The organism is Streptosporangium canum (assembly GCF_900113865.1).
GTDB classification, from domain to species: domain Bacteria; phylum Actinomycetota; class Actinomycetes; order Streptosporangiales; family Streptosporangiaceae; genus Streptosporangium; species Streptosporangium canum.
This window is the reverse complement of record NZ_FOQY01000004.1, coordinates 180,787-194,874: the sequence shown is the minus strand read 5'-3', so window position 1 is coordinate 194,874 and position 14,088 is coordinate 180,787. Positions and strand designations below refer to the sequence as shown.

Below are 14,088 nucleotides of genomic sequence, written 5' to 3'. Positions count from 1 at the left end.
GGCGGGCGTAACTTCCCGAATTAAATAAGAAAGTTTCTTGTTTGTTGCTTCCTTGACGGGCGGCTTTGACCGTTTCCGAGGAAGGTCGCGCACCCGTACAGATCACCGGGGGACCCCACGCCTCATTTGATCCTCTAGAGAGAGGAAACACGATGTCCCGTCTCCGTTCGTGGAGAGCAGTCGCCGTGGCGGTCGTCTACGCGGCCGCCACGGTGGGCATGGCCGCGGTCGGCACGCCGGTCGCCACAGCGGGCATGGCCGCGGTCGGCGCGCCGGTCGCGCATGCCGCGGCGTCGCTGTCCGCCAAGTTCACCGCCGCCGACCGCGGCACGTGGTGGCAGGGCGGTTACGAGGTGAAGAACGCGGGCGACACCGCCGCCACCACCTGGACCCTCGAATTCGACCTCAACACCGGCCAGTCCATCGGCAACTGGTGGAACGGCACGCCGACCGTGAGCGGCGCTCACGTGACCGTGCGGCCGTCGAGCACCAACGCCAACGTGCCCGCGGGCGGCACCACCGGCGGCAACAGCTTCGGGTTCGTCGGGACGGGGCCGAGCACCCCGCCCGCCAACTGCAAGATCAACGGTAACCCCTGCGAGGGCGGGCCTCCGCCGGACAGCCCGCCGACCGCGCCGGGCAGGCCCGTCGCGACCCCGGACACCACCAGCGTGGCCCTGACCTGGACCGCCTCCACCGACGACAAGCAGGTCACCGGGTACGACGTCTACCAGGGCAGCGCCAAGGTCAGGTCGGTCACGACCAACTCCGCCACGGTGGACGGCCTCGCGGCCGACACCGAGTACACCTTCACCGTGAAGGCGAGGGACAGCGCGAACCAGGAGTCGGCGCCCTCCCCGGCGACGACCGTGCGCACGCTCAAGGACCCGACCCCGGACACCGAGGCGCCGACCACGCCGGGCACGCCGACCGCCACCGGCAAGACGGCCACCGGCGTGACGCTGCAGTGGGGCGCCTCGACCGACAACCGGGCCGTCACCTCCTACGAGGTGTACAACGGCGACACGCTCGCCGCCACGGTGACCGGGACCCCGCCGGGCACCACCACGACGGTCGGCGGCCTCACCGAGGACACCGAGTACACCTTCAAGGTCCGCGCCGGGGACGGAGCGGGCAACCGGTCGGCCTTCTCCGGGACGGTCACCGTCCGGACCGACAGGCAGCCCACGGACCAGTCGGCCTGCCGGCCCGACGGGCTCTACCGGTCGCCCGGCGTGACCGGGGTCCCCTACTGCTCCGTCTACGACACCGACGGGCGCGAGAAGATGGGCGCCGACCACCCGCGCCGGGTGATCGGATACTTCACGAGCTGGCGGACCGGCCGGAACGGCGCCCCGGCCTACCTGGCGAACGACATCCCGTGGGACAAGATCACCCACATCAACTACGCCTTCGCGCACATCGACGGCCAGGGCAAGGTCTCCGTCGGCACCCCGGGACCGGACAACCCCGCCCTCGGCATGCAGTGGCCGGGCGTCGCCGGAGCCGAGATGGACCCGTCGTACTCCTACAAGGGCCACTTCAACCTGCTCAACAAGTTCAAGAAGCAGCACCCCGGTGTCAAGACGATCCTGTCGATCGGCGGCTGGGCCGAGACCGGCGGCTACCTCGACGACAACGGAGTCCGGCAGGCCACCGGCGGCTTCTACACGATGGCGAGCTCGCAGGCGGGCATCAACACCTTCGCCGACTCGGCCGTGAAGTTCATCAAGGACTACGGCTTCGACGGCGTGGACATCGACTACGAGTACGCGACGTCCGCCCCGAGCGCCGGCAACCCGGACGACTTCGCCTTCTCCAACCCGCGCCGCGCCACGCTGATGGCCGGCTACGTCAACCTGATGAGGACGCTGCGCCAGAAGCTGGACGCGGCCGCCGCGGCCGACGGCAAGTACTACCTGCTGACCGCCGCCACCAGCGCGTCCGGCTGGATCCTGCGCGGCAGCGAGAGCTACCAGGTCACCCCCTACCTCGACTACGCCAACATGATGACCTACGACCTGCACGGGGCGTGGAACCAGTTCGTCGGCCCGCTGCAGGCGCTGTACGACGACGGCACCGACGCCGAGATGAAGCACTGGAACGTGTACGGCACCTACAGCGGCATCGGCTACCTGAACGGCGACTGGGCCTACCACCACCTGCGCGGCGCGATCCAGTCCGGCCGGATCAACCTGGGCCTCGGCTACTACAGCCGCGGCTGGAAGGGCGTCACCGGCGGTACCGACGGGCTCTGGGGGACCTCGGCGCTGCCCAACCAGAACGACTGCCCGGAGGGCACCGGAGGCAAGATCGGCTCCACGGTGCCGTGCGGCGACGGCGCGATCGGCATCGACAACCTCTGGCACGACCTGGACAAGACAGGCAAGGAGGTGCCGGCGGGCGTCAACCCGGTCTGGCACTTCAAGAACCTGCAGGAGGGCAGGCAGGGCAGCTACATCACCCAGTACGGGCTCACCCCCGACACCGACCCGGCCGACCGCCTCTCCGGCACCTACGCCCGCAAGTACTCCTCCTCCATGGTCGCCCCCTGGCTGTGGAACAACGACAAGAAGGTCTACCTGTCCACCGAGGACGACCAGTCCGTCCAGGCCAAGGCCGACTACGTGGCCGCCAAGGGCCTCGGCGGCATCATGATCTGGGAGCTGGCCGGCGACTACGCCTACCGTCCCGAGCGTGACGGCGGCAGGGGCGAGTACTTCATCGGCGACACGCTCACCACGAAGATCTACAACACCTTCAGGACGGCCGCGCCGTACGGGAACCTGAAGGCCGGCACCAGGACGATGCCCGCCCAGACCCTGAACGTCCAGGCCGAGCTGTACGGCTTCGCGGTCGGAGACGCCAACTATCCGATCTCGCCCAAGCTCAAGTTCACCAACAACTCCACGACCACCGTCCCCGGCGGCGCCACGATCGAGTTCGACTACGGCACCTCCGCGCCGGCGACCATGACCCAGCAGACCGGCTGGACGCTCTCCACCGTGTCCACCGGCCATACCGGGCCGAACGCCGGCGGCCTCAAGGGCGACTTCCACCGGGTCCGGCTGACGGTCCCGACCTGGGAGAGCATCGCCCCCGGGCAGTCCAAGGAGGTCCAGCTCCGCTACGACCTGCCCATCGCCGGCCCGTCCAACTTCACCGTGACGTTCGGCGGCCAGTCCTACCGGATGGCCTTCGACAACCCGCGCTGACCAGCCCGCGGCGCGTTCGGCCCGGCCGTTCCCCGGCCGGGCCGAACGCGTCCCGCTTCACGAACGCGTCCCGCTTCACGAACGCGCTCCCGAGGGGCTCCGGCCCCGCGGCGGCGGCCTCGACGCCGGCTTCGGGATCCGGCCCCCGCCGGACACGCCCGGGTGCCGGCGCCCGCCGTACGGCCGCCTCGGGCCGGGGGTCACCCGCCGTTGCGGGCCGAGCCCCTGAGGTCCTCCAGGAGTTCGGCCTGCCCCGAGAGCACGCCGGTGAGGATCGACCGGGCCGTGGTCAGCAGCTCGGCTATGTCGGGACTGGCGAGCGAGTAGTAGACGCTGGAGCCCTCCTTGCGGGAGACCACCAGGTTGGCCCGCCGTAGCACAGCGAGCTGCTGCGACAGGTGCGCCGGCTCGATGCCCACCTCGGGAAGCATCTGCGCGACCGAGCGCTCCCGTTCGCTGAGCAGCTCCAGCACCCGGATGCGCGACGGATGCCCGAGTGTCTTGAAGAACTCGGCCTTCAGTTGGTACAACGGCCTGCTCACGGCGGCATTCTACCCGTGCCGGGCCGTCCGCCCCGCCGGTCGCGACCGGCACCGGAGCGCGGCCGCCGCCTCGGGGCGGTGGTCGTGCGCGGGTCCGGAACGGTGGTCGTGCGCGGGCCCGGCAGGTGCCGCACCCGCCGATTCCGGCCGCCCTCCGGTCGCCGTAGAGTGAGCGGGGCCGTATGGCCCTCTGCTACGGAGGGGTCGCTATATCCATGAACGACGAGCTGACGCTGATGGCCGTCCACGCCCACCCCGACGACGAGGTGCTCGGGACGGGCGGTCTCTTCGCCCGGTGCGCCGACGAGGGCATCCGCACCGTCCTGGTCACCTGCACGAACGGCGAGCAGGGTGACGGTCCCGGTGGGGTGAAGCCGGGGGAGCCGGGCCACGACGAGGACGCGGTGAGCGCGCAGCGGCTGGAGGAGCTCCGCGAATCCGTGGCCCATCTCGGGATCGACCACCTGGAGCTGCTCGGCTACCGCGACTCCGGCATGGTCGGCTGGGCGGCCAACGAGGCGCCGGGGGCCTTCGCCAACGTCCCCGTCGACCAGGCCGCCGGGCGGCTCGCCGCGTTGATGGAGCGCTACCGGCCGCAGGTCGTCGTCACCTATGACGAGAACGGCGGCTACGGCCACCCCGACCACATCCAGGCGCACCGGATCACCCTCGCCGCGGTCGAGGCCTGCGGCGTCCCCAGCAAGCTCTACTACACCGCGGTGCCCCGCGAGCGGGTCGCCGAGCTGTTCGCCTACCTCCGCTCGACCGGCGCCGCCCCCGAGGACCTGGAGCTCCCCCCGGACTTCGGCACCCCGGACGAGCAGATCACCGCCGTGGTCGACGTGGCCCCCTACGTCGAGCGCAAGCTCAAGGCGCTGGAGGCGCACGCGAGCCAGGGGGAGAACATCTTCCTGCTGCGCATGCCCGCCGAAGCGCAGCACCGGGCGCTCGCCCACGAGGCCTTCACCCGCCACCTCAGCCGCGTCACCGCCGCCGACCGCGAGGACGACCTCTTCGACGGGCTGCGCCGGGACGCCGCCGGATGACCGAGGCGGACCGGCCATGAGCCGCCGGCCGGCCTGAACCCGGCCGGGTCTCCGAAGGGGATCCGGCCGCCCGCCTGCTCCCGGTCTCCGCGCACCGGCTGTCCCACCCGTAGCCGGACGGCGTATGCCCCTCCGCCCCTCCGCCGCTAGTGTGCGAGGGGTGTATGTGAAGATCTGCGGGCTGCGTGAGCCCGAGCATGTGGCGGCCGCCGTCGAGGCGGGCGCCGACGCGATCGGCTACGTCCTCACCAGGAGCCCCCGGCGGGTCACCCCCGCGCGGGCGCGGGAGCTGGCCGCGGCGGTGCCCCCGCACGTGCTGACCGTGGCGGTGTTCGCCGGCGAGAGCACCGAGGAGGTCCGGACGGCCGCCCTGGAGGCCGGGGTGCGCGCCGTCCAGCTGCACGGCGACCACCCGCACGGGGACTTCACCGCGCTGAAGGACCTCGGCGTCACGCTGGTCCGCGCCGGAGCCGCGGACGCCGACCTGCGTTGCGGCGCCTTCGACGAGGACCTGCTCATCGTCGACGCGCCCAGACCCGGTTCGGGGGAGCCGTGGGACTGGGCGGCGGTGCGAGGACGCCCGGCGGGCCGCTGGATGCTGGCGGGAGGCCTGGACCCGTCGAACGTGGCCGAGGCGATCACCGCCGCCCGGCCGTGGGGGGTCGACGTGTCCAGCGGCGTGGAGGTCGCTCCCGGGGTGAAGGACGCCGGGCTCATCAGGGACTTCGTCGCCGCCGCCCGCCTTCCTCAGTGACGGGCGGCTCCCTTGTGGTCGTAGTCGAATTGCGCTGTCCGGAGCACTGACGTGTCCATGCCCTGCACTGACCTGGCCGTCCGAGTGTTGATCGCGGCCGACGCCTGCGGGGATCCTCCGGTGCCGCAGGCGGAGGTCATGGCGGCGGATACGGCTAGTGCGGCAATGAGGCGGATGGCTGGTGGGGGCATGCCGCGGATAAAAGCGTACTGCGCTCTAAAAATGGAGTCGACTTCATATTTGGGGTTGAGTTAGGCTTCCGGCCATGACCGAAGGGCTGCGAGAGCGGAAGAAGCGGCAGACGCGGCAGCGCATCTCCCGGGTGGCCACCGGCCTGTTCGTGGAGCGGGGCTTCGAGCACGTCACGATCGCCGAGGTCGCCGCGGCGGCGGAGGTGTCGGTGAACACCGTCTACAACTACTTCGCGACCAAGGAGGACCTCGTCCTGCCGCCGGAGGAGGCGTCGCCGCAGCGGCTCGCCGATATCGTGCGGGGCCGGGCTCCCGGTGAGTCCGCCGTACAGGCCGTGCTGGCCCGGCTACGTGACGAGGTACGGCGCCGCGACCGCAAGGTGGGGCTGACCGAGGGGTTCGGCCGGGTTCTGGAGATGATGCAGGCCGCACCCACGCTCACCGCCCGGCTGGCTGACCTCGGCGGGCAGATGACCGACGCGCTCGCCGACGCGCTCGCCGAGGAGACCGGGGCGGCGCCGGACGATCCGCTTCCCCGCGTGGTGGCCTGGCAGCTCGGCTGCGTGCACTCGCTGGTGTACGCCGAGATCGGCAGGCGCACCGCGGCGGGGGAGAGCCCCGACGTGATCGCCGAGGCGGTGCTGGAGCTCCTCGACGCCGTCGAGAGCCTGCTCGGCGAACGCGTCCTCACCTATGCCGTACGAAAGGACCAGCAGTGTTCAGAGTGATCATCTCCGGCAAGTTCGACGCGCTGACCGACTCCGGCCGCGACGCGATCCTCGCGGCGGGCGGCGCCGCGTTCACCGAGGCGGGCACGTTCACCCATGACGGGAGCCTCTCGGCGTTCACCTTCCGCTGCCAGCTCCCCGCGAGCCCCGGCGACGGCGAGAACGAGGCCACGGGACGGGCGATCGCGGCACTGGACGCGTACGGCCAGCGGTACCGGATCCTTCGCACCGCGGTGACGGACATGCGCGACATCAAGATCCGTCGAAAGGGCCGGGGGTGAGGACGTGGATCAAGCCCGGATCTGGCGGGTGATGGAGGGGTCGGTGATGGCGGTGTCGTTCGCCAGCAGGAAAGCCTTGCTGAGGATGAGCGCCAACCGGCCGTCCTCCTCGAAGGGAAGGAACAGTCCGGCATGGGGGTCGCGTCCGGAGACGATGCACAGGTAGGCGTCGTTGGGTTCCATCAAGATGTTCGCCGACCCCAGGTGGATCTTGTAGGTGCGTAGATCGCCCCGAACCACCAGGAAGCGGTCGGTCATGGTGCATCGGTCCGCGATGGTCGTACGCCCGATCAATCGGGACAGGGCGTCACGCCGGACCTGGGCGCTCTCGGCCAGGGCGCCGAAGCCGTAGGACTGCCAGTAGTCCCCCTGGCCGTTGGGGTCCAGACCGGTGGAGGTGACGCCGACGGCCAGGTCGGCGTCTCGCAGTGCCTCCGACAGGATGAGCGGAGGAACCTCGGCCAGCGGGATCGGCGAGACGCCGGCGAGGAAACGGATGTCGCCGCTGACGCAGATGGAGGCGGTGATGCCGTAGCCGTCGCGTTCGTAGGAGTGCTCGTCCAGGTGGAAGTCCCAGGTGGCGGTCAGGCCGCCGGGCAGCTTTTTGGCGGCGGTGCACTCGTCGGACCCTCCGGCCGGATCCCAGTGGCCCAGCGACATGCCCGTCCAGCCGCGATCGGTGAGCAGCGCCTTGGCCTGGCCGTACCGGAGCATGTGGTCGGAGAACCGACGCGAGTGGTCGCGCGTCTCCTCCTCGGCGGGGGTGAGCAGGTAGACCTCGCGGAAGGCCTGCTTGTACGGCTGGCGCAGCTCCTTGCCCTGCACCACCTCCCGCCAGGCGCGCACCTCCTCCAGGGACGCGCGGGCCGGATGCCACAGCCGCACCGGCACGTCCGGCACCGTCAACCCCAGCTCGGCGCGCCACACACCGGGCGAGACCTCGAACTCCCAGATCAGCCGATCGGTGACCGGGTGACCCTCCAACTGCCGGTACGGCGGAGCCGTCTCGCCGGCGCATCCGGCCTCCAGCGCCCTGACCAGGGTGGCCTGCTGCTGCGCGGTCTGCTTGGCCAGCTCGCGCAGCCGCTTGACCTCCTCGGGGTGCTCCCGTCTGACCGCCGCCGGGACCGCCTTCAGCTTCTTGTCCCCGTGCCACCACGACAGCTCGACCTTGCCGTCGGTCGAGATCACCGCCGTGTGCTCGCCGACGGCCTGCCGCAGCCGCCCGTCGGGTATCCGGAACGCCACCTCCAGCCGGTTGGCCAGGGCGGCCTCGATGCGCTTGAACATGCGGTCCAGTTGCTTGGGCACCCCGGCATGCCGGGTGGCCTGGCGGGCGGCGCGCAGCGCGGAGATCGCCTCGGGCGTCGGGTGCTCTTCCACCGCGCGGGCGATCTCGAACAGCAGCCCCTGCGACGGCAGGGTCTTGGCCTGGGTCGGAGCCACCGCGATCCCGCGCAGCAGCCTGTCCAGCAGCTCGGGCAGCCAGGGCTCGTCCCGCAGGAGCGCCAGCCGTACGGCCCGGCCGATGGTCCTCTTCTCTCCGTCGTCGAACGCCTTCTCCGCTCGGTAGGGAATCTCGCCGGCGTGGATCGCCGTGACGCGGGCCTCGGCCGCCTCCAGAGCCGTCCGGGCGAAGTCCAGGTAGCCGGGTTGACTGCTGAGCCATTCGATGACGGCGGGCAGCGGGGCGGCGTGGTCCGGCCGTTCTCGCATCGCCTTGGCCATCGCCTCGGCGAGCAGCGCCCGCAGCTCCACGTCCCAGCCGAACACCACCTCCATCTCGGCGACCGCGATCGGCCCACGCTTCTCCGCGAACTGGGCGCTCACTTCGGCGTCCATGCCCGCCAGCCCCGCCGCCGCCAGCACGGAGAAGGGTTCGTACAGTTGGTGTTCGTCCAGCAGGTATCCGACCAGCTCGCGGGCCGCCACGGCCAGCCGCTGCCCGTCGACCGCGTACGGCGCCGATATCAAGCTGCCGTCGACGGTCCGGACCGCCGCGCCCAGCCCGGCGCTCAACTGGGAGGCCTCGGGCCAGTATGTGGGGTCATTCGCGGTCCCAGTGATCAAATTGTGCAGGCGCTGCGCGAGGGGGGAGAGGTGCATGCCGATGGTTCCTGTCAGAGGTGGATCCGGCCGGTGATGGGCGGGCCGGTGATGGCTGTCGAACCGTCGCCGCGTCCAGGCCGATGCGGTGATCGGTTCAATCACCTCGTACAGGTCTCTACGAGGTGATTGCTACATGGCTGATTCGAGCTCGTCGATCAGATGAGATGACTCCGGCCCTGATCAGATGAACGGGCCGACGAGGTCGGCGAACTCCTCCGGGCCGACGATCCGCACGCCCAGGGTCTCGGCCTTGGCCCGCTTGGAACCCGCCTTCTCCCCGGCCACCAGCAGCGACGTCTTCGCCGAGACGCTGGAGGACGCCTTGCCTCCGGCGCGCTCGATCAGCTCGTTCATCTCGTTGCGGGTCAGCGCCTCCAGCGCTCCGCTCATCGCGCCGGTCACCACGACGGACATCCCGGCCAGCGGCAGCCCGGACGTGCCGCCCGCCTCCGGGTCCGCCTGCGCGTCGGCGCCGGGCTCGGCGGGTGGCGTCCAGCCCGGCTCGGTCATGGTCACCCCGGCCTTGACCAGCTTGTCGATGAGGTCGGCGAGCTCGACCAGCTCGGCCACCACCCCCGGCGCCTTCTTCGGGCCGATACCCTCCACCGCCTCGATGGCCTCGGCGTCGGCCGCGCGGATGGCGTCCATGCTGCCGAAGTGCCGGGCGATGCGGCGGCTCATGGAACGGCCGGTGCCGCGCACGCCCAGCGCGCAGAACACCCTGCTGAGCGGCTGCGCCTTGGCCCGCTCGATGGCGGCCAGCAGGTTGTCGGTGCTGGTCTCGCCCATCCGCTCCAGGCCCAGCACCTGCTCGCGGGTCAGATAGAACAGGTCGGCGAAGTCGGCGATCAGCCCGGCGTCCAGCATCTGCTGGATGCGGCTCTCGGCCAGGCCCTCGATGTCGAGCTGGTCGCGGCCGGCGGCGTAGCCGATGGAGGCGATCACCCGGCAGGCGCGCCCGCGGACGCACCGCCACCGCTCCTGGGAGGCGTCGATCGCGTCGCCGCAGGTCGGGCAGACCTGCGGGATCGCGATCGGCCGCTCGTCGCCGGTGCGCAGGTGCACGACCGGGGCCTCGACGCGGGGGATCACGTCGCCGGCCTTGTAGACGACGACGCTGTCGCCGAGCATCAGGCCCCTGCGGGTGATGTCGGCGACATTGTGCAAGGTGGCGTAGGTGACGATGCTGCCGTCGAGCTCGACCGGCTCCAGCACGGCGCGCGGGGCGATGATGCCGCTGCGGCCGGTGTTCCACTCGACGCCGACAAGCTTGGTGATCTTCTCGGTGGCGGGCAGCTTGTAGGCGATCGCCCAGCGGGGCGCGCGCGAGCTGAAGCCGGCCTGCGCCTGGTCGGCGGCGAGATCGCACTTGATCACGATGCCGTCGATGCCGAAGGGCAGCTCGGCCCGCTTGGCGGCGATCTGCTCGACCCGCTCCTGGATCTGCTCCAGGGTGGTGGCGACGATCCCGCCGACGTCGGTGACCGCGGGGGTCTGCACGCCCTGGCCGGCGACCCACGTCATGACCTCGCTGTGCGGCAGCTCGCGCAGCCGTACGGCGAGCTCGGAGGTGTCGTCGGGGTATGGCAGCGCGCCGTAGCCGAAGAACGTCAGCTCGCACACGTAGGGCCGGTCCTGGGCGCGCAGCGTGCCGGCGGCGGCGCTGCGCGGGTTGGCGAACGTGGTGCCGTCGTGCGCCTGGCGCTTGGCGCACGCGTCCTCGAACTGCGACGCGGTCATCATCACCTCACCGCGCAGCTCCACCGTGACGGGCTCGGCCAGCCTGGTGGGCAGCCCCACGATGGTGCCGATCGCGTGGCTCACGTCCTCACCCGCGGTGCCGTCGCCCCGGGTGACCAGCTGCGCCAGCCGTCCGCCGCGGTAACGCGCGGCGATCGCCAGCCCGTCGAGCTTCGGCTCCACGCTCCACTCCGTGACCGGCCGGCCCAGCCTGCGCTCCAGCGACGCGGCCCAGTCGGTCAGCTGCCCGGCGCCGAAGACGTTGTCCAGGCTCAGCATCGGCACCGTGTGCGGCACGTCGCCGACCACCGCGCCACCGGCCACCTTGCCCGTCGGCGAGGCCGGCAGCACCTCGCCGGGATGCTCGGTCTCATACGCCTGGATGCCCCGGACCAACCGGTCGTAGGCGTCGTCGTCCAGCGTGGACGTGCCGTCTCCGTAATATGCCGCGGCGGCGTCCAGGGCGAGCTGAACGGCTTCGGCATAGGCGCTCTGGTCGGCGAAAAGGGTGCTGGGGGGTGCTTCGGTCATGATCCCATCATCGCGCCCGGCACCGACAGTTTCCGGCCTCCGGGACGCGGCCCCGAGCCGGAGGGGGTGCCGGTGACCCTGTCCGGAGAGCGGGCTCCGGCCGTACCGGAGAAATGGCATGATCACATCCTGCGGTGGCGGAGAACTGCGAGCGGAAAGCAAGGGGCGGACATGCCTGAGGGTTGGGAGTGGGACGACACGCTGTTCCTGGGAGCGGCTCCCCACTACCAGCGCGGGCGGCTCCCGTATGCCCCCGGGCTCGCGGACACGCTCGCCGAGGCTCTGACGCTCGACGGCCGGGGACGTCTCGTCGATGTGGGCTGCGGGCCCGGCACCCTCGCGCTGAGCTTCGCGCACCTGTTCGGTGAGATCGTCGGCGTGGACCCGGACAGCGGGATGATCGCGGAGGCCGGGCGCCGGGCCGCCGAGGCAGGCGTAACCGGCAAGGCGCGATGGGTCCAGGCCCGCGCCGAGGAGCTGCCCGCGGGTCTCGGGACGTTCACCGTCGCGACCTTCGGCCAGTCCTTCCACTGGATGGATCGCGATCTGGTGGCGGCGACCGTCAAGGACATGCTCCGGCCGGACGGCGCACTGGTGCACATCTCGGACCTGAAGACGGAGACGCGATCCGTCGACGGTCTTCCGCATCCGGGGGTGCCCTACGCGGCCGTCAACGATCTGGTCGGGCGATACCTGGGGCCGGTCCGGCGGGCCGGCCGCGGGGTGCTGCCGCACGGAACGCCGGGCGGTGAGGCCACCGTGCTCAGCCGGGCGGGCTTCTCGGGACCGAGGCGGTATGTCGTGCCCGGGGGACAGGCGCTGGAACGCACCTGTGGTGACGTCCTCGCATGGGTGCTGTCACTGTCCTCCTCCACGCCGCACCTTTTCGGCACGCGACGCGGTGACTTCGAGGCGGACCTCGGACGGCTGCTGCGGGAGGTCGCGCCTTCGGGCCGGTTCTCCGAGCGTCAGCCGAGCACCGAGGTCTTCGTCTGGCACAAGCCTTCCCGATGACCGCACGGCCCGCTGGGGCACCCACCCCCCTCGGGACGCCCGCCGTCACCACATCTCGACGGCCGGATGGGCCGGACCGCTCCCACGACGGAGACACGGCGGTCCGTGGCCTCCTGATCGGATCCGGGCCTGGCCCGCTCCGGCCTGCCGGTGATATACACCCGTGGGGACTCAGGGGGGAACGGTATGCGCAGTCGATGGCTCCTCGCGTTGATCGCCACGGCGGTCGCGATCGTCGCCGTCGGCGTGTACGGGCTGGCGACCGCCCCGGGCGCCGTGATGACCTCGCCGTCACCGCGGCCGGGTGCCTCCGGCGAGACGACCGGGAAAGCGCCGCTCACCCTGACGTTCGAGCCCACTTCGGAGCCCACTTCCGAGCCGACCCCGACGGCCGGCCCGGAACTCACCACTTCGAGATACTTCGCCGCCTGGCAGAGCGGTGACCTCTCCGCCATGAACGGCCTCGTCGCCGATCCGCCGGCTGATTTCGCCGAGCGGCACCGGCGGTTCGACGCCGAGCTGCGGGTCTCGTCGCTGTCCCTCAACCCCGGCGAGCTGCGCCGTCAGGGCGAGGAGACGGCCGAGGTCTCCTTCCAGGGGGTGCGGGAGGTGACGGGGCTGGGGCGGTGGACGTTCTCCTCCGTCCTGCGCCTGGGGCTGCGGGCCGGCGCCTGGAAGGTGCTCTGGGCGCCCGAGACGCTGCACCCCTCGCTCAAGGACGGCGGGAGCCTGCGGCTCAGGGAGACCCAGGTCCGCAGGCCGACCACGCTCACCCGCGAGGGACTTCCCTTCCCCCGTGACAGCAGGGCGGGCGACTATCTCACCGGGCTGGGCGGGACGGCGGTGCTCCTGTCGCTGGAGGAAGCGTCTTCGGGCCGGGTGCTGCTGACCTCCCCGCCCCCGCCGGCCACGGGGACGGGGACGCGCACCACGATCTCCCGGTCCGTGCAGGCCGCCGCGGCCCGGGCACTGGACGGTCTCGGGCAGCCCGCCGCGATCGTGGCCGTCGACGTCGAGACCCGCCAGGTGCGCGCGGTGGCCGACACGCTGGGCGCCAAGCAGGCGTTCAACGGCCTCTACCCGCCCGGCTCGACGTTCAAGGTGGTGACCGCCGCCGCGCTGCTCCGCACCGGCCTGACCCCGGAGTCGCCGGTCGCGTGCCCGGCGGCCTACACCATCCCGAACGCCCGGAGCTTCACCGACGCCGACGGCGCCGACCACGGCACCGTCACCCTCACCACGGCTTTCGCACTCTCCTGCAACACCACCTTCGTCCAGCACGCCTATGAGCGGCTGCGCGACGACCGGCTGCGCGCCGAGGCCGCCGACCGGTTCGGGTTCCGGGAGAAGCCCGGCCTGAGCTCCTGCCGGATCCGGCCGTCCGCGGACCTGAACGAGCTGGGCTCCGACGCCATCGGCCAGAACTCGGCGCAGGCCAGCCCGCTCTGCATGGCCGAGGTCGCCGCGGCGGTCGCGAGCGGCGTCTGGAAACCCGCGATCATGACCGCCGAACCCCCCGCCGACTCACCGCCCCCGGTGCCGCTGGACGACGGCGTGGCCGCCGGCCTGCGCACGATGATGAGCGCCGTGGTCACCCAGGGGACGGCCGCCCAGGCCGGTCTCCCCCCGGACACCGCCGGCAAGACCGGCACCGCCGAGGTCGGCGGCGCGAAGTCCCATGCCTGGTTCATCGGCTACCGGGGCCCGCTGGCCTTCGCGGTCTTCGTCCAGAACGGCGGCGCCGGCGGCGCGGTGGCGGCGCCGATCGCCGCGAGGTTCCTGAAGGCGCTGTAGCGCGGAGGACCGGACGCGGGTAGCCGCCGAGGCGCACGGCGCTGGGGCAGGGGAGCGGACGCGGGGAGCCGTGGAGGCGCATGGTGCTGGGGCAGGGGAGCCGGGGAGGCATACGGCGCCGGGGAGGAGGAACGCCTCGGCGT

10 protein-coding genes are annotated in these 14,088 nt (G+C 71.6%); 7 read left to right on the top strand and 3 right to left on the bottom strand.

Annotated elements, in window-relative coordinates; all coding sequences use genetic code 11:
* Positions 1-152 precede the first annotated feature (152 nt).
* The gene (locus BM085_RS07580) at positions 153-3,215 is read left to right on the top strand and encodes a chitinase C-terminal domain-containing protein (RefSeq protein ID WP_245789186.1); all 3,063 of its coding nucleotides are present in this window, start codon (positions 153-155) and stop codon (positions 3,213-3,215) included.
* A 200-nt stretch (positions 3,216-3,415) separates the two neighbouring features.
* Here BM085_RS07580 and BM085_RS07575 read toward each other — a convergent pair whose 3' ends face one another.
* Positions 3,416-3,757 carry an ArsR/SmtB family transcription factor gene (locus BM085_RS07575; RefSeq protein WP_093886289.1) on the bottom strand — a complete coding sequence of 114 codons (342 nt, stop codon included), beginning with the start codon at positions 3,755-3,757 and terminating at the stop codon, positions 3,416-3,418.
* Between the two features lie 215 nt (positions 3,758-3,972).
* Between BM085_RS07575 and BM085_RS07570 the strand changes: the two genes are divergently transcribed.
* From BM085_RS07570 to BM085_RS07555, 4 genes are all read left to right on the top strand, one after another.
* Positions 3,973-4,803, top strand: coding sequence for a PIG-L family deacetylase (locus tag BM085_RS07570; RefSeq protein WP_093886288.1), 831 nt, complete (start codon positions 3,973-3,975; stop codon positions 4,801-4,803).
* Between the two features lie 160 nt (positions 4,804-4,963).
* Positions 4,964-5,557, top strand: a complete 594-nt coding sequence (locus tag BM085_RS07565) for a phosphoribosylanthranilate isomerase (protein WP_093886287.1) — start codon at positions 4,964-4,966, stop codon at positions 5,555-5,557.
* A 265-nt stretch (positions 5,558-5,822) separates the two neighbouring features.
* The gene (locus tag BM085_RS07560) at positions 5,823-6,476 is read left to right on the top strand and encodes a TetR/AcrR family transcriptional regulator (RefSeq protein WP_093886286.1); all 654 of its coding nucleotides are present in this window, start codon (positions 5,823-5,825) and stop codon (positions 6,474-6,476) included.
* Positions 6,464-6,757, top strand: coding sequence for a DUF6204 family protein (locus BM085_RS07555; protein ID WP_093886285.1), 294 nt, complete (start codon positions 6,464-6,466; stop codon positions 6,755-6,757). Before BM085_RS07560 ends, BM085_RS07555 begins: the two co-directional genes overlap by 13 nt.
* 9 nt (positions 6,758-6,766) lie before the next feature.
* Here BM085_RS07555 and BM085_RS07550 read toward each other — a convergent pair whose 3' ends face one another.
* Positions 6,767-8,863 (bottom strand): DUF4132 domain-containing protein, encoded by a 2,097-nt coding sequence (locus BM085_RS07550; RefSeq protein WP_093886284.1) that lies wholly within the window; start codon positions 8,861-8,863, stop codon positions 6,767-6,769.
* 183 nt (positions 8,864-9,046) lie between these two features.
* A complete protein-coding gene (gene ligA, locus BM085_RS07545; RefSeq protein WP_093886283.1) occupies positions 9,047-11,137 on the bottom strand; it encodes an NAD-dependent DNA ligase LigA in 2,091 nt (696 codons plus the stop codon).
* Positions 11,138-11,308: 171 nt separating this feature from the next.
* On the opposite strand from ligA, the gene BM085_RS07540 reads away from it, so the two are divergent.
* Together BM085_RS07540 and BM085_RS07535 are read left to right on the top strand one after the other, a co-directional pair.
* A complete protein-coding gene (locus BM085_RS07540) occupies positions 11,309-12,151 on the top strand; it encodes a class I SAM-dependent methyltransferase (protein ID WP_093886282.1) in 843 nt (280 codons plus the stop codon).
* Positions 12,152-12,337: 186 nt separating this feature from the next.
* Complete coding sequence (locus BM085_RS07535) at positions 12,338-13,945, top strand: penicillin-binding transpeptidase domain-containing protein (RefSeq protein WP_093886281.1); 1,608 nt, start codon at positions 12,338-12,340, stop codon at positions 13,943-13,945.
* The last annotated feature ends 143 nt before the right edge of the window (positions 13,946-14,088 follow it).

Excerpts from the sequence above, each read along its gene's own strand:
- BM085_RS07580 (WP_245789186.1), top strand. The coding sequence starts at position 153 with ATGTCCCGTCTCCGTTCGTGGAGAGCAGTCGCCGTGGCGGTCGTCTAC.
- BM085_RS07570 (WP_093886288.1), top strand. The coding sequence starts at position 3,973 with ATGAACGACGAGCTGACGCTGATGGCCGTCCACGCCCACCCCGACGAC.
- BM085_RS07560 (WP_093886286.1), top strand. The coding sequence starts at position 5,823 with ATGACCGAAGGGCTGCGAGAGCGGAAGAAGCGGCAGACGCGGCAGCGC.
- BM085_RS07550 (WP_093886284.1), bottom strand. The coding sequence starts at position 8,863 with ATGCACCTCTCCCCCCTCGCGCAGCGCCTGCACAATTTGATCACTGGG.
- ligA (WP_093886283.1), bottom strand. The coding sequence starts at position 11,137 with ATGACCGAAGCACCCCCCAGCACCCTTTTCGCCGACCAGAGCGCCTAT.
- BM085_RS07540 (WP_093886282.1), top strand. The coding sequence starts at position 11,309 with ATGCCTGAGGGTTGGGAGTGGGACGACACGCTGTTCCTGGGAGCGGCT.
- BM085_RS07535 (WP_093886281.1), top strand. The coding sequence starts at position 12,338 with ATGCGCAGTCGATGGCTCCTCGCGTTGATCGCCACGGCGGTCGCGATC.